This window comes from Nocardia macrotermitis (genome assembly GCF_009604405.1).
GTDB classification, from domain to species: domain Bacteria; phylum Actinomycetota; class Actinomycetes; order Mycobacteriales; family Mycobacteriaceae; genus Nocardia; species Nocardia macrotermitis.
Window position 1 is genome coordinate 577,922 of the sequence record NZ_WEGK01000003.1, and the last position, 26,387, is coordinate 604,308.

22 protein-coding genes are annotated in these 26,387 nt (G+C 65.1%); 19 read left to right on the top strand and 3 right to left on the bottom strand.

Going from position 1 to position 26,387, the window contains the following annotated elements; all coding sequences use genetic code 11:
• Positions 1-125 precede the first annotated feature (125 nt).
• Positions 126-1,271, top strand: coding sequence for an acyl-CoA dehydrogenase family protein (locus NRB20_RS09910; RefSeq protein ID WP_319944686.1), 1,146 nt, complete (start codon positions 126-128; stop codon positions 1,269-1,271).
• Positions 1,272-1,291: 20 nt separating this feature from the next.
• On the opposite strand, the gene NRB20_RS09915 is transcribed toward NRB20_RS09910, so the two are convergent.
• Together NRB20_RS09915 and NRB20_RS09920 are read right to left on the bottom strand one after the other, a co-directional pair.
• Entirely contained in the window at positions 1,292-2,497 is a 1,206-nt protein-coding gene (locus tag NRB20_RS09915) for a tyrosine-type recombinase/integrase (RefSeq protein ID WP_194289777.1), read from the bottom strand.
• A gap of 156 nt (positions 2,498-2,653) precedes the next feature.
• Positions 2,654-2,983, bottom strand: coding sequence for a helix-turn-helix domain-containing protein (locus NRB20_RS09920; protein ID WP_153409657.1), 330 nt, complete (start codon positions 2,981-2,983; stop codon positions 2,654-2,656).
• A gap of 416 nt (positions 2,984-3,399) precedes the next feature.
• Here NRB20_RS09920 and NRB20_RS09925 point away from each other — a divergent pair, with 416 nt between their 5' ends.
• Both NRB20_RS09925 and NRB20_RS09930 read left to right on the top strand, forming a co-directional pair.
• On the top strand, positions 3,400-3,747 hold the full coding sequence (locus NRB20_RS09925) for a histone-like nucleoid-structuring protein Lsr2 (RefSeq protein WP_153409659.1): 348 nt from the start codon (positions 3,400-3,402) through the stop codon (positions 3,745-3,747).
• Positions 3,748-4,004: 257 nt separating this feature from the next.
• Complete coding sequence (locus tag NRB20_RS09930; protein ID WP_194289778.1) at positions 4,005-5,207, top strand: PDDEXK family nuclease; 1,203 nt, start codon at positions 4,005-4,007, stop codon at positions 5,205-5,207.
• Between the two features lie 298 nt (positions 5,208-5,505).
• Here the strand turns inward: NRB20_RS09930 and NRB20_RS09935 are convergent, their stop codons facing one another.
• Entirely contained in the window at positions 5,506-6,531 is a 1,026-nt protein-coding gene (locus NRB20_RS09935) for a GAF domain-containing protein (protein ID WP_153409663.1), read from the bottom strand.
• Positions 6,532-7,268: 737 nt separating this feature from the next.
• Between NRB20_RS09935 and NRB20_RS09940 the strand changes: the two genes are divergently transcribed.
• From NRB20_RS09940 to NRB20_RS10015, 16 genes are all read left to right on the top strand, one after another.
• Entirely contained in the window at positions 7,269-7,433 is a 165-nt protein-coding gene (locus NRB20_RS09940) for a hypothetical protein (protein WP_153409664.1), read from the top strand.
• A gap of 591 nt (positions 7,434-8,024) precedes the next feature.
• Complete coding sequence (locus NRB20_RS09945) at positions 8,025-9,440, top strand: cytochrome P450 (protein WP_153409666.1); 1,416 nt, start codon at positions 8,025-8,027, stop codon at positions 9,438-9,440.
• Positions 9,437-10,465, top strand: a complete 1,029-nt coding sequence (locus NRB20_RS09950; RefSeq protein ID WP_227833345.1) for a GAF domain-containing protein — start codon at positions 9,437-9,439, stop codon at positions 10,463-10,465. The genes NRB20_RS09945 and NRB20_RS09950 overlap by 4 nt, the downstream gene beginning before the upstream one ends.
• A 1,822-nt stretch (positions 10,466-12,287) precedes the next feature.
• Positions 12,288-14,216, top strand: coding sequence for a cutinase family protein (locus tag NRB20_RS09955; RefSeq protein ID WP_194289779.1), 1,929 nt, complete (start codon positions 12,288-12,290; stop codon positions 14,214-14,216).
• Positions 14,216-15,415 (top strand): M23 family metallopeptidase, encoded by a 1,200-nt coding sequence (locus NRB20_RS37495; protein WP_194289780.1) that lies wholly within the window; start codon positions 14,216-14,218, stop codon positions 15,413-15,415. Before NRB20_RS09955 ends, NRB20_RS37495 begins: the two co-directional genes overlap by 1 nt.
• Positions 15,412-15,594, top strand: a complete 183-nt coding sequence (locus NRB20_RS09965) for a hypothetical protein (protein WP_153409672.1) — start codon at positions 15,412-15,414, stop codon at positions 15,592-15,594. The genes NRB20_RS37495 and NRB20_RS09965 overlap by 4 nt, the downstream gene beginning before the upstream one ends.
• Positions 15,594-16,943, top strand: a complete 1,350-nt coding sequence (locus NRB20_RS09970) for a hypothetical protein (RefSeq protein ID WP_153409674.1) — start codon at positions 15,594-15,596, stop codon at positions 16,941-16,943. Before NRB20_RS09965 ends, NRB20_RS09970 begins: the two co-directional genes overlap by 1 nt.
• Positions 16,944-17,043: 100 nt before the next feature.
• Positions 17,044-17,382 (top strand): hypothetical protein, encoded by a 339-nt coding sequence (locus NRB20_RS09975; RefSeq protein WP_153409676.1) that lies wholly within the window; start codon positions 17,044-17,046, stop codon positions 17,380-17,382.
• Positions 17,383-17,442: 60 nt separating this feature from the next.
• Positions 17,443-18,180, top strand: coding sequence for a hypothetical protein (locus NRB20_RS09980; protein ID WP_153409678.1), 738 nt, complete (start codon positions 17,443-17,445; stop codon positions 18,178-18,180).
• A gap of 12 nt (positions 18,181-18,192) precedes the next feature.
• Positions 18,193-20,361: a hypothetical protein gene (locus NRB20_RS09985; protein WP_153409680.1), complete on the top strand. Its 2,169-nt coding sequence runs from the start codon at positions 18,193-18,195 to the stop codon at positions 20,359-20,361.
• The gene (locus NRB20_RS09990; RefSeq protein WP_153409682.1) at positions 20,358-21,929 is read left to right on the top strand and encodes an SCO6880 family protein; all 1,572 of its coding nucleotides are present in this window, start codon (positions 20,358-20,360) and stop codon (positions 21,927-21,929) included. Before NRB20_RS09985 ends, NRB20_RS09990 begins: the two co-directional genes overlap by 4 nt.
• A 95-nt stretch (positions 21,930-22,024) precedes the next feature.
• Positions 22,025-23,488 (top strand): ATP/GTP-binding protein, encoded by a 1,464-nt coding sequence (locus tag NRB20_RS09995; protein ID WP_319944687.1) that lies wholly within the window; start codon positions 22,025-22,027, stop codon positions 23,486-23,488.
• On the top strand, positions 23,485-23,967 hold the full coding sequence (locus NRB20_RS10000; protein ID WP_153409686.1) for a hypothetical protein: 483 nt from the start codon (positions 23,485-23,487) through the stop codon (positions 23,965-23,967). Before NRB20_RS09995 ends, NRB20_RS10000 begins: the two co-directional genes overlap by 4 nt.
• A 191-nt stretch (positions 23,968-24,158) precedes the next feature.
• A complete protein-coding gene (locus NRB20_RS10005; protein ID WP_194289781.1) occupies positions 24,159-25,313 on the top strand; it encodes a type IV secretory system conjugative DNA transfer family protein in 1,155 nt (384 codons plus the stop codon).
• Positions 25,314-25,435: 122 nt separating this feature from the next.
• Positions 25,436-25,891: a hypothetical protein gene (locus NRB20_RS10010; protein ID WP_153409690.1), complete on the top strand. Its 456-nt coding sequence runs from the start codon at positions 25,436-25,438 to the stop codon at positions 25,889-25,891.
• Positions 25,888-26,385, top strand: a complete 498-nt coding sequence (locus NRB20_RS10015; protein ID WP_153409692.1) for a DUF1173 family protein — start codon at positions 25,888-25,890, stop codon at positions 26,383-26,385. The genes NRB20_RS10010 and NRB20_RS10015 overlap by 4 nt, the downstream gene beginning before the upstream one ends.
• Positions 26,386-26,387: the final 2 nt, after the last annotated feature.

Below are 26,387 nucleotides of genomic sequence, written 5' to 3' on the forward strand. Positions count from 1 at the left end.
GTCCGCTGACCACCGTGTTACGCAGTTGGGACCCCTTTTCCGAGGATCGAAGTAAACGACGATTCGACTTCCATGTACCGTATGGGCAGAGGCGAGGTAGCCCATGTGGTCACTAGGAGGTTGGCGTGGAGCGCACCCTTTTCGAACCGGAGCACGACCTGTTCCGGGAGTCGTACGGCAAGTTTCTCGAGCAGTACGTCGCACCGAATCATGCGAAGTGGGAGCAGGAGGGCGTCGTCGACCGGCAGGTCTGGCTCGAGGCCGGTAAGCAGGGGTTCCTGGGCATGGCCGTGCCCGAGGAGTTCGGCGGCGGCGGGGTGAAGGATTTCCGCTACAACTCGATCATCACCGAGGAGACGGCCAAGGGGCAGTACTCGGGCCTGGGTTTCACGCTGCACAACGACGTCATCGCGCCGTACCTGCTGGAGCTGGCCAACGACGAGCAGAAGCAGCGCTGGCTGCCCGGTTTCTGTTCCGGTGAACTCATCACCGCCATCGCCATGACCGAACCCGGCACCGGCTCGGATCTGCAGGGCATCAAGACCCGCGCGGTCAAGGACGGCGACGACTGGATCCTCAACGGCGCCAAGACATTCATCACCAACGGCATCAACTCCGACATCGTGATCGTGGTCGCCCAGACCGATCCCGAGAAGGGCTCGATGGGCTTCTCCCTGCTCGTCGTCGAGCGCGGAATGCCCGGTTTCGAGCGCGGCCGCAACCTGGACAAGATCGGCCTCAAGGCGCAGGACACCGCCGAACTGAGCTTCACCGACGTCCGCGTCCCCGGCAAGAACCTGCTCGGTACCGAGGGCATGGGCTTCATCCACCTCATGCAGAACCTCCCGCAGGAGCGCCTGTCCATCGCCGTGATGGCCGCCGCCGCCATGGAGGGCTGCCTGGACATGACGATCCAGTACGTCCGCGACCGCAAAGCCTTCGGCAAACCCATTGGCGCCCAACAGAACACCCGCTTCGTCCTGGCCGAACTGGCGACCAAGACCACCGCGGTCCGCGTCCTGGTCGACCGCTGCATCGAAGCCCTCAACGCCGGCAACCTCACCGTAGAAGAGGCCGCCATGGCCAAGTGGTGGAGCACCGAGGAAGAACTCGACCTCATCACCAAGTGCCTCCAACTCCACGGCGGCTACGGGTACATGCGCGAGTACCCCATCGCCAAGGCGTATATGGACGCCCGCGTCCAGACGATCTACGGGGGGACGACCGAGATCATGAAGGAGATCATCGGTCGTTCGCTGAAACTTGCCTGATCGGGGGCGGTTTCGAGGGGTCAGGAAGCGGCCTCCGTCCCCTTTTGGTCCCCTTCCAGGTCTGAAAGAGCTCCGTTTCGACGGGGGTACCCTACCGGGGTACCCCCGTTGGGGCGGGTGAAGATTCCTTCGATCGCGTCCCTCGTGTGAGCGTCCTGATCCGGCCACAGATGCGTGTAGACGTTCAACGTCACGTCGGGACTCGAGTGGCCGAGCCGGACCTGAACGGTCTTGACCGAAGCGCCCCGCTGGATCAAGGCTGACGCGTAGAAGTGGCGTAGGTCGTGCCAGCTGAAGCAGTCGGGCACCTCCGCTTTCTCGGCGACAGCGCGGAAGCGATCACCCATACCGTCGGCGGTCCAACACTTTCCGGCCTTGGTGCGGAAGATGAGGTCCTGGCGCTTGCGTTTCACGGTGGTCAAGAAGGCGCTGATCGCCGCATGGACGCCTGCGGGGAGTGGAACCGTCCTCTTGCTCGTTCGGGTCTTCAAACGGGCCGTGGGAGGCTTGCCGCGGAAATGACTGGCCTGCTGGACGACGTGGATCTTCTTGCGGAGAAAGTCGACGTCGCAGACCCGCAGACCGGCAACCTCACTCGGTCGAAGCCCGGTCTGTGCTGAGATCAGCATCATGCACCCGGTCTGTTGATTGGTGCCTTCGACCAGTGCCCAGACCTGGTCGACGGTCAACAGTTGGGTTGCGGCCTTGGTGCCGTCCGGTCGTGGTGGAAGCTTCACCTTTCGGCATGGGTTGCTGGTCAGGATGCCGTCGTCGACGGCGATGTTCAGTACTGTGCGCAGGAATTGGAACTGCAGGGCAACAGAATTCGGGGCAAGTGGCTTGCCGCCCCGCCAAGGGCGTCCGCGACTGAGTTGGTCGACCCAGTCACGGATCTCCGAGGGCCTGATCTCTCCGATCGGTGTCCCGCCGAGTCTGCCGAGGTTCTTGGCGAAGTTCAGCCGCTGGTGACGGGTGGTATCGGTATTGCTGCGCTCGACCCATTTGTCGACCTCGGTCCGCAGCAGCGCCCTGGCCAGATCCGGGTCCACGTATGTGCCTTGGGCGAACCTGGTTTCGATCTGATGCTTGTAATGCTCGGCGGTGCCGGGGATGTCGTATCGGCCGCGCTTGGCGAACGACTCCGAGCGTTGGGTGTCATCGGGGTCGTACCAGCGAACGACGAAACTGGTGGTTTTCCCTCGGACACGTTTCTGAATGTAAGCCATGGCACTCCTTTCGGTCTCGAAGCCACAACTGCCGGGCGGCTTCGTTTCTCTGGACATGCACAAAATTGGTGATCATGGGCGCTCGCCGCAAGATCATCGGAGTTAGCTGACTGGTAGCTACTGCCTGGGTGTTACTCTCCGAACGACGCTGGCGGGTCACTCTGCTTGGCCCTGGTGCGACAGGTCCGATCCACCTCCGCGCGCAAGCTGTGCGCCCTCCCATTCGAGCAAATCGCACAGTCGATATCGCCGGAATCGTCCGATCTTGGCGTATCGCGGGCCACGGTTGGCGGATGCCCACACAGCGAGCGTCTTTTTCGGAATCTTGAGCCGAGCGGCGACGTCTTCGGTGCTCAACCATGTTTGTGCCGCTTCGGGATTCGGGTCGCTGGACTCTGCTCCGCTGGGGCCCACATCGGATCGCTCTGCGCTGTAACTCGGAGCGAGGATGGGGAAAGTGCGGTTCTTCTTTGCTGAGTTCTGCATTGGCCAACCTCCTGACTACGGCCCGCGTCGCAGCATGCGCTCGAAGGCGACTACATCGGTGACGGCCGTAGATTGCCGCTTTCGACAAGCGGTGGCGGGTCCAGGGGGAGACTCGGAGGTTGTGTCCGAACCGGTACTCTTGAAATTCCCTGGCCGCCGACTGGCAATTCGTCCGGCTCCGCGCCGCGGTTACCGAGTAGATTTCATCATACGACCGTTCCGCCTCGATGTATCCCAAGATGTGTCGGTTCGTTGAATATCGCGGAACAACCCACGACTTCCCAGAATCGCACTACAACTCATGGGGTGGACTGCGTGCGACGACTGGTTGTGGGTGAACATGGCATGGCTGCACTGCGGTATTGAGGCACATACTCGGATTTTGCATTGTCTATCGGGAATGCTACATTCAGCCAATGGCGAAAAAGACGCTGGTCGAAACTTACGACGACGTAACAGGCGAACGAATCGACACTCGACTCGTTCCGACTCCCACAATTTCCTTCGCGATCGATGGCATCGAATACGAAATCGATCTCGGAGTCAAGAACCGCGATGAACTGTACGCGGCATTCGAGCCTTACGTCCGCGCCGCACGTAAAGTCGGCGGCCGTCGGCGCTCGTCAGCGGCTGCCCCGTCGGGGCTGAGCAAGGTCGAGATCATGAAGATCAGAGATTGGGCCCAAACGGAGGGACGCGAGGTTTCAGCCCGCGGCCGACTCTCCAAAGAACTGGTCGAGGCATACCGCAAACAGAACGCCTGAACCCACGAGTTCGCGTGGCAAGTCTCGTATATGACAGAGTCGGATCAGAAGGGTGGTAGAGACCCGCAGGGAGCTGCCCTCGTGCGTGGCAACTGATTGAGCGGTCAGCTCCGATGTTTCTGGGTAGGTTCTACCTGACGTAACGGTTACGCCGATGGCAGTGGCGGTGCACTGTATGCTCGGCCGGGGACAGCATTTCTCTCCGGTCGCAAAGTTGCTTATCGGGGCTGTTCGCTGAAAATAACCGAGGGGGGATCTTGGCGATCAACGTGGCGACGGTGCGGGGGTATGTTCTCGAGGAGTTGCTCGCCCGGTTACTGCAGGACAACGGGTATCGGTTGCTTGTGGCCGAGGAGCAGGATCCGGAGGCGCTGAAGGATAGCGGCAGAGTGCTCTTGGTGCGTGGGCGGGGCACGACCCATCAGGTTGATGTGCTCGGGGAGTTGGATCTGCCGCTACCGTTCTCACTTCCGTTGCGACTGTTCGTCGAGGCCAAGTATCGGAAGGAGCGGACGGGGGTCGAGACCGTGCGGAACGCTTACGGGACGATCCGGGATGTCAACGAGCACTACGGTACTCGAACTCCCGGGGCGGGGCGGATCCCGATGCGGCGCTACCAGTACCAATACGCGTTGTTCTCCGCCAGCGGTTTCAGCAAACCGGCTCAGGAATACGCCCTCGCACAGCAGATTTCGCTGATCGATCTTTCGAACCCGGACTTCAGTGCGCTGTTGGCCGTCGCCGACGAGATTGCAAGACGGATTGCCGAACTCGCCGATGAGGCCGGGGTCGTATCGCTGCCATTGAAGCAGGTTCGCAGTGCGCTCCGCCACACCCTGGGGACCTGGCCGAGCAATATCGATGATGCAGATTTCCCTGACCTGGCGGGATATCTCGACGGAATGCATGCTCGCCGTAACGAGCGATCGGTGCCGACCGTAGCGGCGGTTCGCCGTCCTGATCCCGAGGCGGTGGTCTCTGTTGCCGGGCGCCTGATGGACAGCGGAACGGACGCCGGGACAGAGGAATCCGTGCCCGTCCGCGAACTACCGGCCGAGCCGCTCGCCGGGATCGTTTCCGAACTGGGTGAAACCGTGCTCGACAACTTGGTTCTGGGTTTCCCGCCCGCGCCCTTCGTGCTGGTCCTGCTGGTCGACAATCCAGCCGCGTTCCTCACCTACGTCGACAACTCCGGAGACACGGACATTCGGGTCCATCTCGAGTACCCGCGTGATCACGGCACCAACCGGCCGACCAGTCGTGACTGGAATATCGTGCCTGTCGATGACCTCGGATTCCGATTGAGCTTCACACTCCCGGCAGTACTCGATGACTGGATGCTCAATGGCAACGTGCCCACCTGGACCTTGCGGGAAGCGAAGGCCACGCTTCTATCGTCCATAGCGATCGTGCGCGGGAACCGTGCGGTGCGGCTGATGTACCAGCCGCACCGTGGATGACCGTCTGCCACGCCCCTGCCGGTAGACGGTCACCTCGGCCCGTTTCTCGGACGGCTCTGACCGTGCTTCGATTGGACCGGAGGGAGTCCACGCCCATGGTGGCACCGCAGAAGTGCTCAGAGGGGGAGTTGAAGGCACGAGCGGCGCGGCTGTCTCGGGAGGTAGATCCGCAGTCGACGATCGGGAAGTTGGCTGAGCAACTCGGGGTCTGTCACGAGGGCGTGAGGAACTTGATCCGCTACGCCGATGCCGATGTCCGCGAACGTGAGGACAGGCCGACCACCAGCGGCGAAGTCTATTAGCGTGAGAATGTTACGTCGATGAGTGCCTGTGGTCGATCGTCATCGGTGATACGTGTGCAGACCGCTTGTACCAGGATCCATCTGCTGGCTCGATCGAACCGTATTCGTGCGGTGATGGTTGTAGTCGATGTTTTGGACAGCAGGCGCGTGCGGGCAGTAGCTACGACAGGTATGTCGTCGGGGTGGAGTTGGGGAGTGCTGTTGCGCCAGTGGGCGAATGGTTCGTCGGCGATCCACTCGTGGATGAGGCCGTTGTGGAGGTCGATGATGCCGAGCGCATGCCCCGGGGTGATCGGTGCTCGTCGGAGGGCGGCGTAGATCGGATCTGGTGGGGGTGGGGGATCGGTGGGGGAGATATCGCAGACCAGGGCTCGGATCAGTCGGTGGCCGTGGATCCGCTTGGCGACGATGTGGAGGTTATGTCGCTGCTTTCCCGTGAATTGCGTTGTGGCTGTACCGATCCAGGTTCCCGCGGGATTGGTGAGGTCGAACAGGGCGAGGAATCCGGTGCGGTCGTCCCAGCGGTCGAAGTGTGAGATCAGGTTGGGAACTGTTGTGGGGGAATCGAGTTGGGCTTCGGATATGTCGAGGAGTGTGCGGAAGTCTGGGGAGATGGTGGCTCGTGCGGTCAGTACGTCCCATTCGATTGCGCCGATTGTTGGTGGGGGAGTGGGGGTGTCGGTTGGTGGTCCGGCGGACAGGTTGACTCCGAAGACGTTCTGGCTGGGGCCGAATATCGGGTCCGCGGTGAGGCGGAGGACGGATCCGGACGGTAGTGGCAGAAGCTCGTGTTCGGTGCGGCGGTTGTCGGCGCAGCGTCGGACCAGTGGTGTGAGGTGTCGTGCGTGGGCGGCGCTGGTGGCGATGCTGGCACGGCCGAGATTGGCGAAGTGTCGTCGGTAACGGCCGTCGAGGATGACCGAGGGGATGGATTTGTGGTCGAGGGTTTCGGCGACGACCCATCGGTTGCTGGTGCGCCTCTGCGGGCCACCGTGTGTGCAGCGGCCTGTGCGGCGGGGCATCGCTGCGGGCGATGGACGCTCGGGAATCGGCCGATCGGGGGCGGTCATAGGCGATCACTCGATCGAGGCGTGGCCGCGCGGTGTCTATGGACTGGTTCGCTGGTGCGGTACGTCGCGCCAGACGATCGTGGAACTGGATCGAGCTTGGGTAGTGCGCGGCTCGGCTCGTGCCCGACCGCGTCAGGAGTCGCGTCGACGCGCTCAGCATTGAACCAGCGGGCATCCGCACCGCCCACGGCCTGGTGCGTACCTGACCGCCCGGCTTGTTGGCTTGACTGGTCGATGAGCTTCGAAGACTGTGCGGCCGTGCGGCATTCGTGTACGCGGTTACCGTCGGCCCTGAGAATCGCCCAGTGGTATGGGTTTTCATCGCCGCAGGCGATGGAGGGAGTAACGACAGATGCAGGTGACATGACAAAGCGGCCTTTCCTGTGGCAGTCGAGTTCCGATCGCATGAGTACGGGATACGTACCTGGATCTTGTGGAATTAGCGACGCCACTGGGGAAAGGCCGCCCAGCGCTTTTTCAGTTAACCATGGGCGCGGCGGTGAAAGCAATCATCCGCATTCACTCATGAAAAATGCCTGTGTGGCGGCGAGTCGCCATGGGCGGGCCGTTGACCTGGCTGCTTGCTGGAGAGCTGCCGGTTGCAGCAACCCTCGGCTTGTGAGGTCTCGATGCAGTGCAGGCCTGTGAGGGCCTGCGGCATTATCGGTGCAGTTGCTGCTCCAGAAAGCATGGCTCGTGCCTCGATGAAGTTGCAGGCCGGTGAGGGCCTGCGGCGCGGTGACGAACCTGCTGCGTGGGCGGAAGGTGCCGATGCCTCGATGAAGTGCAGGCTGGTGAGGGCCTGCGGCGTGGAGGTGCAGGACGACTACCACGTTCCCGACGAGCCCCGATGAAGTGCAGGCCGGTGAGGGCCTGCGGCCTGCTGAGCGGTCCGAGACTCGTCCATGATCGTCGAGGCCTCGATGAAGTGCAGGCCGATGAGGGCCTGCGGCCTGGTGCGCCCCGACAAATACATCGCTGCCCTGACAGCGCCTCGATGAAGTGCAGGCCGGTGAGGGCCTGCGGCTGGTGAACTTCGGCGCGTGGGCGGGTCCGCGCTGCTGGGCCTCGATGAAGTGCAGGCCGGTGAGGGCCTGCGGCAGGGTCCCGATTTTATCCCCTTTCACCAGGGACAATGTACGCCGCCGCGAGCGCTGTTGTGCGACACGCCGGTGAGGGGGTGTGGTCGGGGGCTCGTTGCCGGCGTGGAGGGCTGTGAATTGCGGAAATAGGCCGCGAGGGCTCGCCGGGGTTTGGTGCATGATGGAGCTCTCGCGGGCGTACGAGGGATGTGGGATCCATGTGAGCGCACGGTGGCGAAGGACACGGCGTTACAGGAGGACCGACGCTGATTGAGTGATGCGGCGAAATCACGTGAGGCAACGACTCGCACTTCTGGGGCATCTTGGCATGAGACACCGGGTCGGCTATGAGAGCCTTAGGCTATGGACGTCCCCGCAGCGTGCCCCCTGACTGAGCTGCCGCATCCGGCCGGACGGCTGCCGATACTCGGTGATCTGACCAGCGCGGACCCACGGCGACCCACCCAACACGAACTCGCCATGGCCCAGGCCGGTCTCGGCCCGATCTTCGAACGGAAGCTCCTGGGCACCCGCATCGTCATCGTCACCGGTGCCCAGCTCGCGGCGCAGTGTTGCGACGAAAACACCTGGGCCAGATGCCTTGCCGGGCCCGGCGAGGTCTTCCGGAAGATCGTTCCCGAGGGCCTGTTCACCATCCGCACGAGCAATCCCCTGTGGGGCCAGGCACGGCGCGTGCTGGGGCCCGGGTTCAGCCAGGGGGCGATGCGTAGCTATCACCAGGCTATGAACAGCGTCGCCGATGATCTGCTCACTGAATGGGGGAGTGTGGATGCTCGCCGGGTCGATGTGCATCAGGCCATGACCAATGCCACGCTCGAGGTTATCGGGCGGGCCGGTTTCTCCCGCCGCCTGGGCCTTCTCGGTGACGCCGACACCGACGGCAGCGACACGACCCGCTTCGTCGACGCTCTCGCCTCCATCCTCACCTGGGCCAGCGCCCAGAGCAACGATGTGCCTGTCCTCGGTACCTTCCGCGCGCTGGTCCGGACCCCGCATGCTCATACCCAGATCGCCATCGCCCGCCGGTTCGTCGACACCATGATCGCTGACCGGCGCAATAGCCAAAGTGCCAGCGGCGCAGATGATCTGCTCGGACTGATGCTCACCGTGCCCGACCCGGAGACCGGAGAATTATTACCCGACACCAACGTTCGTGACCAGGTGCTCACCTTCCTGGTCGCTGGCCACGAAACCACCGCGGCACTGTTGGAAACCACCCTGCACTACCTCGCCGAGCGCCCCGAGCTGCAAGACGAACTGCGCCAAGAGATCCACGGCCGCGGCAGCTTCGATTACGGGGCGGTGACCGGCATGCGGAAAGTTCGCAATGTCCTCAACGAAGTGCTGCGGCTGTGGCCGCCGGTCCCCGGATTCTTCCGCCTGGCCCGCACCGGCCAGACACTCGGCGGCTACCACGTACCCGCAGGGCAACCGGTCTTCGTCCTTGCCCTGGCCGCGCACCGCGACCCCGACGTGTGGGGCTCCCGCGCAAGTGAATTCGATCCGACCAGGTTCGAACCCGCTGCGCTGCGGGAACACCCGGACCGTTGGTTCCATCCGTGGGGCACTGGCCCGCGCAGCTGTATCGGTATGGCTTTTGCTCTGCACGAAGCCACGTTGCTGCTGGCCCGGATTCTCGATGCGACCACTCTGTCCGCGCCGGAACCACTCGATATGCATGAGCGAGGAACCCTGCGCCCCAGTCCTTTTCGGATGACAGTCCGAGAGCGCGAGCGGAACGGGGTGAGATTGCCATGAGCTGGTTCCTCATCGAGTCCCTGGCTCCGTCTTCCGGACCGATGACCATCATCCTGCGTGATGGTGCGCCCCGAGACTGGACGTCACTACGGTCGCTGCACCGGCACGAATTCGTCGATGTCGATGAGCAGCTTCAATCGGTGCGCGAGAACAAGACTCGTATCCAGACCATCGTGCGCGCCCGCGGCGGCCGAACCAGATTGATCGAGATCGACCCGGTGCTGGGTCCGGAAGGTGACACCTACGGAATGCACCTGTGGATCGGACCCGACGCCGACGAGCCCATTGCGCATCGCCCCGCGTCGGCCATATCCTGGCACCTCGGCGACACCACCGTGCGCATGACCGAGGACCTCTGGCGAATGACCCTCACCCCGTGCGACACGAATACCCCCACCCCCAACACCCTCTCCGCAGCCGAATTCTTCCGCAAGCTGGTGCGTTTCGACGCGCTCGCCGGGCTTGCCGAACTGGCAACCTCTCCCGACCCGGCCGCAACCTGGTCCGGGTTCAGCGTGGTCCTGCACGACGACGGCCATTTGATGAACTGGTACAACGTGGGCCGTGGCCGCCTCGACCAGCAGCAGACCGGGGTCCGCGGCCTGGCCGTTGACGTCACCGACACCACGCCTCCGTCCATCAGCGCCATCGATGCTGTGACCTCCAATACCCGGCCCAACGCACGTAACGCGCAACTTGCGGACCCGGAAGCCCCCATTACCGCGCTGCTCGCCTGGACACCCGACCTTCCGATGCCGGTGCTTGCCCACTGGATCAGCCACGCGCCCAGTTGGATCGATTGGGAACGCGAAGGCGACCCGAGCACATTCCACCCCGACGACACCGACACGATCCTCGCGACGTACACCAGGCTCGCTGGTACCGACGACACGATCACCGTTGACGTCAGAATTCGCGGCTTCACCGCCTCTGGATGGCAACCCATCACCATCACATCTCGCCGATACCCCGGCGACGTCGGCGATACCCTCCACATCATCCACATCACCAAGCAGGACCGATAACACGCGAGGTGCTTCAGGAGCGGGCCAATCCGATCGAGCCGATCCAGTCCTCTGCGAGGAGGTCCGAGGCTCGCGGCGGCTTGCCATCTCGCGGGAACGCGACCAGATCGTCATTCGCGTCGGAACATAAGCACTACGCCGGGACCGGTCGGGCTGAACCATATGTGGAGGGCGCCGAAGCTTCCTTCGCTCCCGGGGCCGAAGCTCATCGAGGATGGATCGCCGGTGGGGTGCACCGTGATCATGTCGGCAGCTTCCACGGTTATCGTCACGGCCGGGTAAGAGAAGGCGGCCTCATCGAGTGGGACGGTCACTGTTCCCGACACCGCCAAGAGGCAGTTGCCTTCGAAACAATCGGCAACGTCGGTGCTGGGTATGGCTGGGTGGAATGTCGATGCGGTCGTGGAGGTTGCCGCGGTTGCTGATGTGGAGGCGGCAGCGCTCGAGTGGGTAGCCGGCGAATGCGATCCCCGATTCGAGGTGGTGCAACCGGCCACGGCCAGGGTCAGGAATCCGGTAGCGGCGAGGGCGTGTATTGCCATCGGCCACCCGTGTCGACGAGGCGGTGCCCATGGGAAGTTCGGCACTGTCGATCTCCTTCCATCGGTACCGCACAACAACACCACCGATGTGGCGGGACCGGTCCCGCCGTTCACCCACACAACCCGTCGACGACCAGCCGACCCGGCGAAATGATCACGCTTTGTGCGGGGTTAGGACTATTCATGGATGAGCGTTTCTGGTGAGGTCCGGGCACTGCCGACACTTTGTCATGGGATCTCGTTTCATTTGCTATAGCGCCTTGCGGCACGGTGTGATCTGGGTTACCGTTGGCTAAACGTCCCGAGATCTTGGGATTGCCCGGTAACCGTTGACGGAACCGGATGACGGCCGAGCGGCATCAGGCCCTTTTCACATGTGGCCACATACGGTTCATCTCGTGGTGACTGATGGTATATGCGGCTCGGCGTAACAGTTGCGATTCTTCGTTGGCGCTTGCTGGATGGCGGCTGCCTGATGAATTGCGCTGATGCGAGGAGGCTGCAATGAATGCAATCTCATCGTGCCGGACCGTCGCGTCCCTTGAGGGTGGTCGGTCGCGGGAACGGCAGCAGGCGTATGTACTGCGGGATGAAGCGTTGAGTGAGCAGCTCGAGCGGGTGTACGACGAGGAGCTCGACGGCATGCTGCGGCTGCGGCGGTCGGTTCGGGGGCGTCGGCATTCTGATCGTCATCCCATCCGAGAATGGCGAAATATCGGCTTGCGTATGCATCGCCCTCGCGATGGTGACGTGTAGGGAGGCCCTTCAGTTTCCGGTTGATCGCGTCGTGGGAATCGCGCTCCGGCAGTGTTTCGGCACTGACAAGCGTGTTTCTTGCAAGCGGAGCTGAATCGCTGATCGTTGTATGTGAAATTCGGGCATTAGCCAGGTGGTCAGTTCTATTTCCCGACTATTTCTGTATGGGATACCTCTGGCTTTTTTGGGGATTGGAGGTGGGTGATGATCGAGAGATGCACTCGGTGCGGCACGTGTGACGGCGTGGATCGGGTCCTGAATATTCACCAGGTCAGTGCGCGGACGGGGGATTCGATCGACCGCATTCGTCATTTGCGGGTTGCGGGGCATGAGTTGTATTCGCAGGCGTGGAAGAGCGGGGATTCGCCGAATGCCCCGTTGCGTCTGGAGCAGTCGAAGGTGGAGGCGTGGGTTTCGGCGCGGCGGCAGGCCGGGTCTCGGGGGTTGTCGTGAATATGGTTGCGGTGTCGGCGGATTCGCTGATCAGGGGTGTTCGGAGGCGTGGCTCCGGCGTGAAAAGCGTTGTGGTTCTTCTCGTTACGTTCGCGCTGGTCATGGTCGGGGTGGTTCCGGGAGTTGCGGCGGCGGACACGCGGAGTGGTGCCGAAGCGTCCGGTTGTCCTGCGGTGACCGGGGTGTTCGTGCGTGGGACCTGGGAGGACAGCGGCCAGAAGAACGAGACGGTTCCGGTGGGGCTGTTGGCTCCGGTGGCGACGCAGTTGGCGCAGCGGTTCGGTAGTCGGTTCGCGTTCCGGTTTCCTGCGTATCCGGCGGCGGCGTTCAACGGTACGGCGTATGGGGACAGCAAGGTTGCTGGTGTAGCGGCTACGCGGCGTGTGTTGCAGGACTTCGCTAAGCGTTGTCCGGCAACGAAATTCGTGATCGCTGGCTATAGCCAGGGTGGTGATGTGGCCGGTGATGTGGCCGCGTCGATCGGGTGTTCGGGAGATCCGGTGCCTGCAGATCGGGTGTTGGGGGTAGGGATCATTGCTGATCCGCATCGTGATCCGAAGTCGGGCAAGCTGGTTGGTCCGGCAGTGAACGGGACCGGGATCGGTGGTGCGCGGGCGGGCGGGTTCTGCAAGCTCGCGGCCGCGACGGCGGAAATCTGTGCGGACGGAGATCTGTACTGCTCCACCGATATTGCCCAGCATCCGGTTCTCGGGGCACTCGGTCGGCTGCTGTCGCAGCCCACTCAGCAGTCCGACAAGCCCGACACGAGCGGCGGTACCCCGGAGGATGGCACGTCAGCGGAGGTTCAGTCGCTGGTGGCTCCGGTCGGGGACATGCATCTCGACGCGGTCCCCGGGGCGGTGCAGCAGTTGGTTGCCCAGTTCGGTTCGGGGCACCCGGATTCGGCGCAGGTGACGCACAGCGTCGACAGTCTGACCGGAACGCTGCGATCACTGGCGAATCTGGCCGCGCGGACGGCGGGAAATCCGGATGCCCAGTCGCGGCTGGCGTCGGCTGCGCCGGGGACGTCGGATCGGCTTGCGGGTCAGGTGCTGAATGCGGCCTCGCATTCGGATCTGAAGGGCGCGTTGGATTCCTTGGCCGATATCGGATCCCAGGTCGCGGGAGTGGCCGCGGGCCGCAGTGGTGGGGATCTGGCCGGTGCGGTGAATCGGGTGTCCTCGGCGACCGCGCCGTTGTCGAGCTCGTTGTCGAATTCGCCTGCCGAGGTGTTGAATTCGGTGTCGCAGGTGTTGGGGGTGCTCAAGCCGTCGACGGTGGTCGATCAGGTCACGAATGTGGCGGAGAACGGGTTGCGGTTCGCGGCGAATGTGCCGCACGTGCTGGACGTGTTGAACCGGATGATCGGGCTGATCGGCGATCCGAAGGTAGATGTGCCCGGCAAGGTCCGCGGGTTGCACGATCTGTGCGGACAGCTCAATACCGCGTTCGAGCCGCTGGTGAAGCTGGCCGCGAACGTGGATCTGCACACGATCTCTCACTTGATCGCGATGATCCCCGACACCAGCGGCACCGCGCAGATCGTCTCGATACTGGTGGATCTGTTGGGAAATCTGGACGTTCCCGCGCTGGCCGCTCAGGTGGGCCGGTTGCAGGAGAATCTGTGGAATCTGTTGCAGGCATTGACCACTGGTGCGAATCCGGCGGAGATCCTCACGCGTGCGGCGGATTTCGTTCCGACGCTGTTGGGGTTCGCCACGGTGGCGGTCAATACCTTGACCGGGGCTCCGAAGTCCGGTGATCAGTCGGGTGGTCAGGATGTGTCGGGCGCGGCGAAGGCGGTGACCGACAAGCTGTCCGGGCAGGGCCTGGATTCGGCAAGTGAGCTGGCGTCCGAAGGGTTCAGTGCCGCATCGTTTTTCGCCAGCGGTGTGCACCAGGACTACGGCAAGTACGTGGTGGATGGGCAGGGCCGGACCGCGACGCAGTGGCTCACGGACTGGTTCGGCAACCGGATTCGTTCGCTGGGAGCGGCGTGATGAGCGCCGGATGGGTTGTCGTGCCTGTCGCGGCATCGGTGGTGTTGGTGGTCACGGTGCTGGTGATGATGGGATCGGGCGACCGCACCCCGACGGATCCGGGGTGCCTGCCGGACCTGCCCCGAGTGAACCGGACGGACCCGGTCGCGTCGGGGGCGGTGGTGGTGCCGCTGCCGCAGGGCAGTTACACCGTGTCATCCCCGTTCGGTCCCCGAGCCGGTGGGTTTCATCGCGGCGTGGATCTCGCCGCGCCGCAGGGCACGCCGATCCTGGCGGCGACCGAGGGCGTGGTCGTCGCGGCGGGGCCTGCACAGGGATTCGGCAATTGGATCGTGCTGGATACGCAGCGTCCGGACGGTGTGACCTCGACGGTGTACGGGCACATGTTCGCCGATGGTGTGCTGGTCCACGTCGGTGACCAGGTGCGCGCTCGACAGCAGATCGGGAAGGTCGGAGCGGCGGGCGAGGCGACCGGTGCGCACCTGCACTTCGAGGTCTGGCCCGGCGGACGGCTCCACAGCGGAGGCCACGCCATCGACCCCCTGTCGTGGCTGGCCAACTCCGCTACGGCCGGTGCGCAGTCGACCATCGAACCCGCCGCTGTGGTCAGCTCGCGAACTGCACGACGCCGGAATGCATTGGCCTCCAGCGGTTGTGATCCGACGCCGGTGGCGAATGTGAGCGCAGATGGCAGCCTGCGGGCTGGCTCGGTGCCGCCGGAGTACGACCCGTGGATCCGTAAATCGGCGACGCAATGCCCGGAGTTGTCCGCGCCGATCCTGGCCGCGGAGTTGAAGCAGGAATCCGGATTCAACCGGTGGGCGCGGTCCCCGGCGGGGGCGTTGGGGCCCGCACAGTTTATGCCCGGTACCTGGGCGATGCACGGTATCAGCGCCGAGGGGAACGGGCCGCCGGATCCGTTCTCGATTCCCGACGCGGTGATGTCGCAGGGCAAATACGCGTGCGAGCTGATCAGCATCATGAAACACGCCCTGGCGGATGGTCGGGTGCACGGTGACCTGACGCAGCTGTGGTTGAGCGCGTACAACTGCGGCGCGGCGAACACCCTGGCCCAAGGCGGAGTCTGCCAGAACAGCGAAACCCTCGCATACGTCCGCAATATCCCTGCCATGGCCGCCGCCTTCACGGCTGCGGGCCCGCAGCCCGACATTCGTGCCGAGTCAGGCGGAACCCGATGAGCCACAGCATATTCAGCGCTTACACCGACGCACACGCAACTGCTCCAACGGGCAGCGGATACGGGACCGGTCAGGTCAGCAACGAACGAACCCTCCAGGGCGAGCGCGTACTGGGCATGGCGAATACGGCCGGGATCGACACAGCGGGGATGGGTCAGGCATTCGAAGGAGGTTGGTGATGATCGACGAATCGGAACAGATCGACGAGATCGATGGTGACACTTCGGAATACACCGCTGAGGATCCGGTCGACCTGCGGCGGCAGCGACTGCGACCGCGCACCGAGACCGACCCGGTGCCTGCCTCGGACCCCAGCGAACAGGTCGTCGACTCGACCACTGAGACGCTCGATCCGTACGGCGTGGGTTCGGAGAATCTGGCCGAACCGATGCCGGATTCCCGCGAGATCGCCGCGGTGCGGGAGGCCCGGTTGGCAATGTTGCGCACCCCGGCGCCTGGAGTGGAAACCGAAGCGGCGCAGTGGGGTTGGCGCGGCAGGCTCAACAGCCTCGGGCTCCGGCTGCGTCCACATCGTCTGAGTGGGGAGGTGGTGTACCGCCGCGCGGTGGAGCGGATCCGTCAGCCCGTGCCCGGCACACCGTTGCTGGTGGTGGCGAATCCGAAGGGCGGGACCGGGGTGACTCCGGCGGTGGTGCTGCTGTCGGCGTTGCTGGCCCGGCATCGGGGCGGGCAGGTGGTGGGCTGGGATGCGAACGAGGCGTGCGGCACGCTGGCCGATCGCGTCGCGGTGTGCACGGGCGCGGATTCGGTATGGGACGTGCTGGGCAACGCCGGGCACCTGTGCTCGGCGAACGGAGACGCCTCGGGTCTGGGCCGATTCCTGCACCGGCAACCGACGCTGGAGGAGATCCTCGCCTCGGACAACGCACCGGGCGGAACAGCGTGTATCGGTGCAGCGGAATGCGCGGCGATCTGGGCGGTCCTGCGTCGGCACCGCGCGATGGTGGTGGCGGACACCGGCAACAACGATCGCGCAGAAGGGTTCCGGTGGGTGATCGAGCACGCGACGGCGCTGGTGGTGCCGGTCATCGGCCGTCGTGACGCGGTGCTGTCGGCGCTGCGGTTGCTGGACGGGATCGCCGACGCGGGCCGGGAAGATCTGGCCGCGGCGGCGGTGATCGTGCTGGCCGAGCTCGGCGACAGCGTGATGGCCGCGGACGCGTTCACGGCGGCCGGTGCGCGCACGGTGTTGCGGGTTCCGTTCGACCCTGTCCTGGCCGGTGGGGATCGGATCGTGGTGGCGCGGTTGCCCCGGCCCACGATCGCAGCCTGGACCCAGGTCGCGGCCACGGTCGTCGACGCCGCTGCCGACGCGCTGGCTGGTCGTCACATCCCTCTGGAAAGCGAATTCGTTCCCGAATCACACTGGGCTGCAAGGGAAGTGGATCGATCGTCGGTGAAGTCGCGCAGGCTGCTGGCCTATGCGATGCATGAGGGGCCGAATGCGATGACCGGGCAGTTCCGGGTTCCGGCCGTGCCGAGCTATCCCGACCAGCCCGGCTGGTAAACCCCGGAATCCGCTGAACAGTAGGAGGTTTCGCATGTTCATTCGCTATCTATCACCACGGCTACACCCGCCTATGTCTCGGCTCGCGACCCTGTGCGCGTTGGCGGCGGTCGCACTGATCGCCGGAACGGGGGAGGCGAGTGCGGGCGCGATCGACAACCCGCTCAACGGGATCAAGCCCGATCTGGGCCTGTTCTCCGGTGCGCTGGACGCGTCGTGGAAACGGGTGGTCGCGTTCATCTGGACGTTGGTCGTGGTGGGTTCCGCAGTGCGCGTGATCGTCGGTGCGTTCAAGGTCAAGCGCGCCAAATCGCGCGGTTACGCGAACGATCTGGCCGAGGGCAGTGAGGAGCTCCAGGACGCGCTGGTGTCCCTGGGACTGGTCGGCCTGGCGTCCCCGATCATCGCGACCGTCCTTTTCGTCGTCGGCGGGAGCTGACCAGTCCACCGGCCGAACAACCCGATCCGAACCGAAACAAGATGCGAGGAGGTAGGCCAGATGTCCAGTAGCAGAAACAGATTCGCCGATGTGACACCCGATGAGCCCACATCGCAGGCCGCGCCGACGCAGATCACGGCACCGCCACGTAACTGGCGGTCGCGGTATCGCTGGCTGATCGTCGGTGTAGGGCTGGTCGCGGTGAGCCTGTGCGGACTGGTGGTCGTGCACGTCACCGAACATCACAGTGGTGGTGAGCAACAGGCTGTGATTCGGGCCGCGCATGGTCCGGTGGCCACGTTCGAGGGTGTGCCGGTCGGGTACACCCGGGACGAGGCGGGGGCGGCGACGGCCGCGGTGAATACGATCCAAGCTCTGACCCAGGCCGGGCAGGGACGAGTGCCGATGTCCGCCGTGGTCGCCGCGCTGATCGCGCGCGATCCGGGCCCGCACCTTCGCGCGTCGATCGAGGTCGGAGCCGGCCGCGGCCAGGGGTCCGAAGTGGTGAACATGATCCCGGCCGCAGTGACCGTGAAGAGCTTCTCGCCGCTGGCCGCGCGAGTGAGCATCTGGACGATGACGCTGTCGCGGGGAGCGATCAGCACAGGTGGCCCGGTATCGGTGATCACCGCGTGGTCGACCCACGATGTGGATCTGGTGTGGCAGGACGGGGACTGGAAGGTCAAGGACACCGCTGGGCAGGTAGGTCCGACTCCCGATGAACAGGTCTCACCAACCCCGGATTCTCCTCTGACACAACAGATCCAGTCCGGCTACTACTCCTTCTACGTCAACTAGGCGGTGACCGGAATGCATCGACAACACCACCGTCTGCTCGCCGCTCTCGCAGTGTTCGTGATGGCCTGCACCGGGCTGGGAGCGGGGATGAGCGCGGCGCACGCGGCCCCGATCATGCCCGGCACCTCGGCCGCGGGCGGTGACCTGCCGAACGGGTTCCCGGCCGATCTGCGTCAATTCATCGGCGGCACTGCGGAATTCAAGTCCGCACCGTGGTTCTCGGGCTCGTGCGCGAACCGTGGCGGTGATGTCGGCGCGTACATCAATACCGCGATGGCCGTGGAAGACCGCTTGCTGTACTGGACCTCGAGCGATGACCAGAAACTACAACTGCTGCACGGGAAGATTCCGGATACCGTTGCCTCGCAGCTGGTTTCGCAGGGCCAGGGTCCGCCGAAGTCCGCGTTGCCGCGCGTCTTCCCGGCCGGTGACGCCACCTTCCACCTGCCCTCACCGGCATGCCGGGACGATCTGAAGCGGTGGGGCCGGAGCCCAGCGTGGAACGTGTGGAGTTTCGACTGGGCGGCGACCCCGGACAAACAGTCCATGCAAGCGATCGCGGCGGCCACCACACACGCCTTCGCCGAAGTCCCCGCCAAAGCGTGGACCGACCCCTGCGGTGTGAACGGATTCTATTGCGCACACGCATTTTTCGCGGACTGCGCACACGCGGACACCGTGACCGGTGACCAGGTTCGCTGCCAGCAGTGGAACGTCGCGGTGGGGAACCTGTTCGTCGGCACCGCGGATTGGCTCGACCTCAACGTCGGGGTCGCCGATCGGCTCGGCGACGCCATGAAGCAGGTGTTCGGGGACTCGGTCGGCGGAGGGATGGTGAAGGCGTTCTCGTGGGTCGTGCACACCTCGGTGGACACGGCCCGGTTCGTCAGCGATCCGCAGACCACGATCGATGACTGGGCCAACGCCGCCAAGAGCAGCGCGGTGGATCTGAGCACCCGCGTGCTGGACGGACTGGCCGCGACGGGCCGCTTCGATCCGTCGGCACCGTGGTTCCTGCACTGGTACGCGCTCTCGTGCGGGATCGGGATCATGGTGATGGGCGCGATGACACTGCTCGCGCTGTGGCGGGCTTCGACGCACAAGGAAACCTTGAAGTCGTTGGGAGCGGACCTGTTCGGGTATCTGCCGACCGGGGTCCTGCTGATGCTGTTCGCACCGATGATCGCCGGGATGCTCCTGGGCGTGGCCGACACCGCCTCGGAATCGGTGACCAGCACGCTGGGCCCGGATATGGGCGAGATGATCACCAACCTGAAGAAATTCGTCGGCGAGATCACCGCCAGCCACATGGTCGGCGGCGTGCTGGTCGGGCTGGTGTTGTTCCTGCTGTTGCTCGTCGGTGCGCTGGCGGTGTTCTTCGGACTGCTCATGCACCAGGTTGCCCTGCCGTGTCTGGCGGTGGCGGCCGGGATCGGGTTCGGGATGTGGGTGCACCCCACGTGGCGCAAGAAAGCGCTGCGGCCGGTGCTGCTGTTCATCGCGATTGTATTCAGCAAGCCGCTGCTGTTTCTGATGCTCGCGGTATTGACCGGCGCGATCAACGCGGACCTCACCGACACCAGCACCGGCAGCGATCAACTCGGGATCCTGGCCAAGCTGTGCACGGTCGCGGTGGCATTCCTGGTCGCGGGGATGGCTCCGTGGACGCTGCTGCGGTACGCGCCGCTGTTGCCCTCCCACTCGGACGCCGCCGGGTTCGGACAGTCCAGCTCCATGCTGGCCGGCGCGGTCGGCGGTGCCGGGTCGGCGATGATGTGGAACCGCGGCATGGGCACCCGCCGCCAGCGCGGACGCCTCGAACAACCCGGTAACGCCGAGCCCGGGGAACAGGGCACGCCAGGAAAAGGCGGCGCAGATCCCAAGTGGCGCACCGGCGGTCGCGACGACGGCAAGTCCAGCACCGAAGCCGGACTCGGCAAGACCCTCACCCGGAGCGTCAATACCGAGAAATCGTCGGCATCGCGCCATGAGACCGGCACGGTCGGCCGGACGAGCTCCGGGGTCGGCTGCAAATTCGGCACCATCGCCAAGACCGCGGGCGGCACAGCGCTCGGTGCGGGCGTCGTCGCGGTGCCGATCGCGGCGCAAGCGGCCAGCGGGGCGTTGAACAAGGCCCGCAGCGCCGCCGAGGCCGCTCCCGGAGAAGCGGAAGTCGAATGAGCGGGCCGCGCGTCAGCGTGCTGGGCGGGGAGATCGCCCGCCGCTCCTGGTTGGGTCTGTCGCGGCCGGTGCTGCTGGCCTGGGCCGTGAGTATCGTTGCGGCACTGGCGATCTACTTCCTCGGTGGCGGTGCGACCTGGGCGATCATCACCGCGCTGGCGCTGCTGATGGGTGTGTTCGCCGCGACGATGGAATGGCGCGACAAACCGTCGATCGCGGCGCGTCAGCTGCACGTACTACGGATGTGGTCGCGCCGCCGCCGCGGCGAACATATCTACCGCAACCCGGGTGATCCCGAGTGCGGGGATCCGGCGCGAGATCCGGGATGGGAATTCCCGCCACCACTCGGGCACACCGCACCTCTCGCGGTAGCCGGGACCGGGCTGGACCAGATGTTCATCGTCCGCACCGCCAATCCCGGTGAGCGCGTGGCCTATTCGGTGATCCTGGCCGTGGAAGGCGTGGCGGACGGACTGCGGGGAGACGCCGCGTACACGGCGGCGTCGGCCGCGTTCGGTGTGTTCCTCGCGCAGATGGCGCGCACGAGTTCGCTGATCCGGGGTGTGCAGCTGCTGCACCGCAGCGTCCCGCACGATATGGCCCCGCACATCCACTGGGCGCACACCCGCGTCGAGCAGCTGGCCGACCCACGTCTGGCACCCGCGGTCGAATCCTATGGCGCGTTGATCGATGTCACCGCGCCGCTGGCCGAGGAACACCGCAGCTTCGTGGTGTTGCGGATCCCGCAGACCGAAGCGTTCATGGCCGCCACCGCCCGCCTGACCCGCACCAGGAACGCCGCGGTGCACGGCGCGATCGCGCAGGTGATCCGGGACGAAACCGAGCGCGCCACAAGACTTTTGGCGCTCGCCGGAATGGGACGGGTGGACGTGCTGGGGGAACGGCGCGCATGCGCGGTCATCCGGGCGTTCCTGGATCCGAGCTACCAGCTGGACCGTCACCGTGACGCGAACTGGAACAACTGCTGGCCCAGTTACATCGGCGGCACCGACAGCGTCGCGGTCGGCCACGAACACTGGTGGCGCACCCGGGTCGGGCTCATCCCACCCCGCGCGATCGAACCGGTCCCACTCGGCCCGCTATGGCTCGCACCGCTACTGACCGGAGTGGAGGCCGACCCGGGTGATGAGGACACCGCACCGATTCCCACCATCCGAACCCTCTCTGTGCGTATCGATTTCGTGCCCGCGCACCGGGCCCGCGCCGCCGCGCGCGGCGACTTCACCGCCGACCAGGCACGGCGCACCAAGGAACAGCAGCGAGGCAAGCTCGACGACGGCTCCACCGAAGTCATGGCCACCGCCTCGGACCGTCGCCGACACGACCTGATGCCCGGCTCCGGGCACCACGGCGCGATCTACTCGGCCACCATCGCGGTCACCGGCCGCGATCCCGACGACCTGGACCGCGCCTGCCTCCGCGTCTCCGAAGCCGCGGGCGAATCCGCCATCGCCGAAATCGACTGGGCCCACGCCGATCACGACGTCGCGATCTTCACCACCCTGCCCCTGGGACGCGGCCTCGCCGCCACCCCATACACCCGCTGAAGGAGGCCAGACCGATGCCCACACCGCCAACGACCGAACCCTCCGCACAACCGCACCGACCCGCTCGGCGAAAGCTCCGGCGTGGACATCGGAAAGTGCTGGAGGACAACACTATAGGTGAACGCGAATCATCGTCGCCAGGGAACGTAACCTCGTCAGCCGGTGGGATCGAGCGACGTCCGGCACCTCGGCGGCGGCGCATTTTCGACAAGTACGGCTGGTACGAAATGCGGTCCGAGGGCGCGTGGTCCACCACTCGTCAAGCCGAGGCGTGGAACCTGGCGACGAACCGGCGGCGTACCCGTCAGGACGGCGTGCTGGCCGGGCTGAACACCATGACCCAAACCCTCGAGATCGTCGACGCTTTCGCCGCATACGGCACCGACACCTCCGGAATCAACATCGTCGTCATCGGCGACATCGGCCGCGGCAAATCCTCCTGGATCAAAACCGTCTGCGTGCTACGCCAACTCGTCGCTGGACGACAGGTCGTGGTCCTGGACCGCAAACCACAAGCCGGGTACGGCGAATACACCCCGCTCGCACAAGGATTGGGCGCGGAAAGCATCCGATTCCGCATCGGTGGAAGCGGTGCCTGCCTGAACCTGCTCGACCCGGCGATCAGCCGCGGCGGCAACCACGATCACGGTCTGGAAGGCATCGTGCCCGCAGGCCAGGAAGCTCTCGTGCTGGCCGTCCTCACCGATGCCATGGGCCGCACACTCGACGAAAAAGAAAAAGCCGCCGTCGGCGCCGCCCTGGTCGCAGTGAACACCGCTGCTCAGGCCGCGAATACCGAGCCGGTCATCCGGGACCTGGCGATGCGCCTGCTGGACCCATGCCCCGCCGACGGCACAAGCTTCGGATCCCGCTGGAGCCAGCGCGCCCTGGAATGGGGCTTGGAACCCGGACTGGCCCTGGCGCGGCTGGCCGATCGAGACCTGCGCGGTCTGGTCGACGCACCTACCAGCCCGGCGGTGCGCGACGCACTCGAAACACATCCCTTGGTGCACTTCGATCTCTCGGCGCTGCCCACCGACGGGCCCGCGCTGCGGGTGGTGATGACCGCGATCAACACCTGGCTGGCGAACCGGTTGGCGGCACGATCCTCGCGATATCAGCAGACGATCCTGGTCGTCGAGGAAGGCTGGCACGTCGCAGGCGGCTCCACCGGTGAAGTGTTCCGCGCGAACCTGAAACTCTCACGCGGACTCGGACTTTCGACGGTATCCGCATTTCATCACCCCGCCGACCAGCCCGCTGAGTCACCTGCACGCGCGTTGATGGGAGAAGCGTCCATCGTGGTGTTGTTCGGGCAGTCCCGCGCCGACGACGCCGCGGAAACCGTTCGTCTGTATCGGCTACCGGCCGGGACCGAGGAGACGCTGATGCAACTGGGTCGAGGCCAATCTCTGATCAAGATGGGAAGCCGAGATCCGTTCCTGCTCAGCCATATTCGCTCGCCATGGGAGATCGAGCTCACCGACACCGACTCGCCGATAACGGGCCGACCTCGCCCGGGAACCGGCGGCGGGCTCGTCACAGGGAGTACGTCATGACCCGACGCCGGGTGCCCGGCCCGGCGCGGCACGAGCCGCTGATTCCGGCCGGGCTGACGCTGGCTGTGCTGGCCGGAACCACCATCATCGCCGGTGTGCTCGGCGGGGGAGCGCTGTCCGCCCTCTTGTCCTGGCACCGGCCCGCGCTCACCAGCCCTACCGCCGCTGTGGGCATCGTGGAGCGACTGGTCCGGCATCCGGCCGATCCCGCCGCGGCTTGGCCGCACGAGCCTCGTCCCGGACCGGTGTGGCTCACCTGGCCGTGCATCCTGCTCGCCGCGATCGTCTGGAGCGCGGGGATGATCATTCTCGGCGGCCTCATCGACGAGCGACTGGGCCGTCGACACCGCGATCAGGGCCTGGCCAGCAGCACAGACCTATACCGTACCGGCCTCGATGCACGCTCAGCGGTCCGTAAAGCCGTGCACGAATATCCGAACCTCACCACCGAACACCCTGTCCGGCGGCGGTGGCGATGAACTGGATCAGATCCCTCCGACGACCACCAGTGGATCCCTCGACCGCGGCGATCGACATCGGTGTCCTACGGGACCAACCTCGCCAGCACGTATACCTGCAACACCGCGATGGCGTGATTGTCCACGGTCCCACCGGAGCCGGTAAAACGTGGCGCATCGCCTGCCAACGTGTATGGGACGCACCAGGGTTCGTGCTGGCCACCACAACCAAGACCGACCTGGTCGCCGCGACTTTCGCAGCCCGTACCGAACGCGGCCGCATCGCGGTGTTCGACCCGGAAAGCCTGACCGGCTGGCCCGAATCGATCCGCTGGTCACCTCTGACCGGCTGCGACGACCCCGACACCGCGATCCGCCGCGCTGCCGCGCTGGCTCGCGCGATGCCCCTGGAGGGCACGAAGAACGGCGCATACTTCGAACAGAAAGCCGCCACACTCGTGCGCTGTTACCTCCACGCCGCAGCCCTGGGCGAGCACTCGATCCGCGACGTACGCGTATGGGTATCCGCCCGCACCAACCGCACCGCCGTGAACATCCTCACCGAGACCCTGCCGGACTGGGCCACCGAACTCGAACAGATCCTCGGCTCGGCCAGCGAATCCACCGACGACGTCCTGGCCGCCGCAGCCCGCCTGCTCGAACCCCTCGCCTCCCCGAAACTCCTGGCCGCAGTGGATATTCCGATCCAGGAATCCTTCGACATCGCCGAGTTCGTGCTGTCCGGCGCGAACACCCTGTACCTGGTGTCCAAAGGCACCAGCCGCAGCATGGCACCCTTCGTCACCGCGCTGGCTGCCGAAGTCCACCACACGGCGGACCGCGAATCCCAACACCGCCCCGGCAATCGGCTGGACCCGCCGATCCGGCTGGTCCTGGACGAGATGAACAACATCGCCCCGATCCCGGACCTGCCGATGATCGTGACCGACTCGGGCGGCAAAGGCATCAGCGTCTGGGCCTTCGCGCACAACCAGGACCAGAACGAAATGCGCTGGGGCACCGAAGGCGGTCGCGTCCTGGCCCAGTCCGCGCCCGCCACCGTGATCCTGCCCGGCCTGCGCGGCGTCGACGAACTCGGCGCTCTATCCCGACTCCTGGGAGAACGTCGCCGGTGGGAAGCCACCCTCGGTGCCGGGGGCCGCAGCTACGCCTTGCACGACGACACCGTGCTGCGAGTCGACGAAATCCGCGAACTCGACACCGACCAAGCACTACTGGTTTACCGCAACGCCCCCGCAGTCCTGCTGCGGCTGCCCAGCGTCTGGGACGTGCCCCGCTGGCGCGATGCGGTCCTGACGTCCACAGCCCGTTTCGACCACATCGTTCACACGGCAGAACCCCCATGAGCACCCGGCGAGCGAAATGCAGGGCGAGCGGGATATCGGAAGCCGTCGTCATGGTGAAACAGATTGTGACAGTTGAAATCTGGTGAAACATGAGTAGCCGTTCCGGCCGGAAGGAGTGATTGATGATATTCGATGACGAAGGGATACAACAGGATTCGGCCGATGCTCCGGTGCCGTGCCGGTACGCCTGGGCGGAACTGGACGCCGCCGAGAAAGCCGAACTGTGGACCGAACTGGCGAGCTGGGTCGACTGGCTCCGGCACCGATACCAGCTCGGCTCCCGCGTCCCACCCTGCTGGTGGCGGCACGAAGCGGTCGTGGAAGAACTCACCGCGCTCATGGCAGCACACACCGCCGCATACAGCTGCCCACCCGAGGAAGCCCAGCTACCACGCGAAGATCCCACCGCCTGGCACACGCAATGGTTCTGGCCCACAGTCGAACGCCTCACGCGCATCAGCGATTTCACCAGCTGCCGCCCCGGAGACTGCGGATACCGCCGCCACAAACAATCCACCCTCGACGGACTCGACGACCTCATCGCCACCTACATCGCCCGTGCAGGTGGTGGGCTATGACTTACAGCCTCGACGGCGAGCACTTGGACCTGCTCGGCGAGCCTGGCCAGCATGTCCTGGCCGACATCCGCCGAGATCCCTCCCGGTGGCCCGGTTGCCTGTGCAACCCCAGCGAAGACGGCGGCGTCCCGATGTACGTCGCCCGCATCGGGGACCGCTACTACCTCAAATGCATGCCCGGCTCCGGCCCCGACCACGCCCCTGACTGCGGATCCTGGAGCCCACCCGCCGAACTATCCGGCCTGGCACCACTATTGGGCACCGCGATCCGCGACAACCCCGACACCGACCCGCCCACCCCGTGCTACGTCACCGACAACCACCAGAAGCAGATCTCGGATACATCAGGGCGGCAATGGATCTGGAACACCAGCACCGATGCCTGCATGCCAGCGCTACCGCCACCGTCCAGCGGCATACCCAGCCCCACGACCATCCGATCGACCGCATCCTCGGGATATCGGGACACATCCCGCAACACCGCGGACCAGTAACG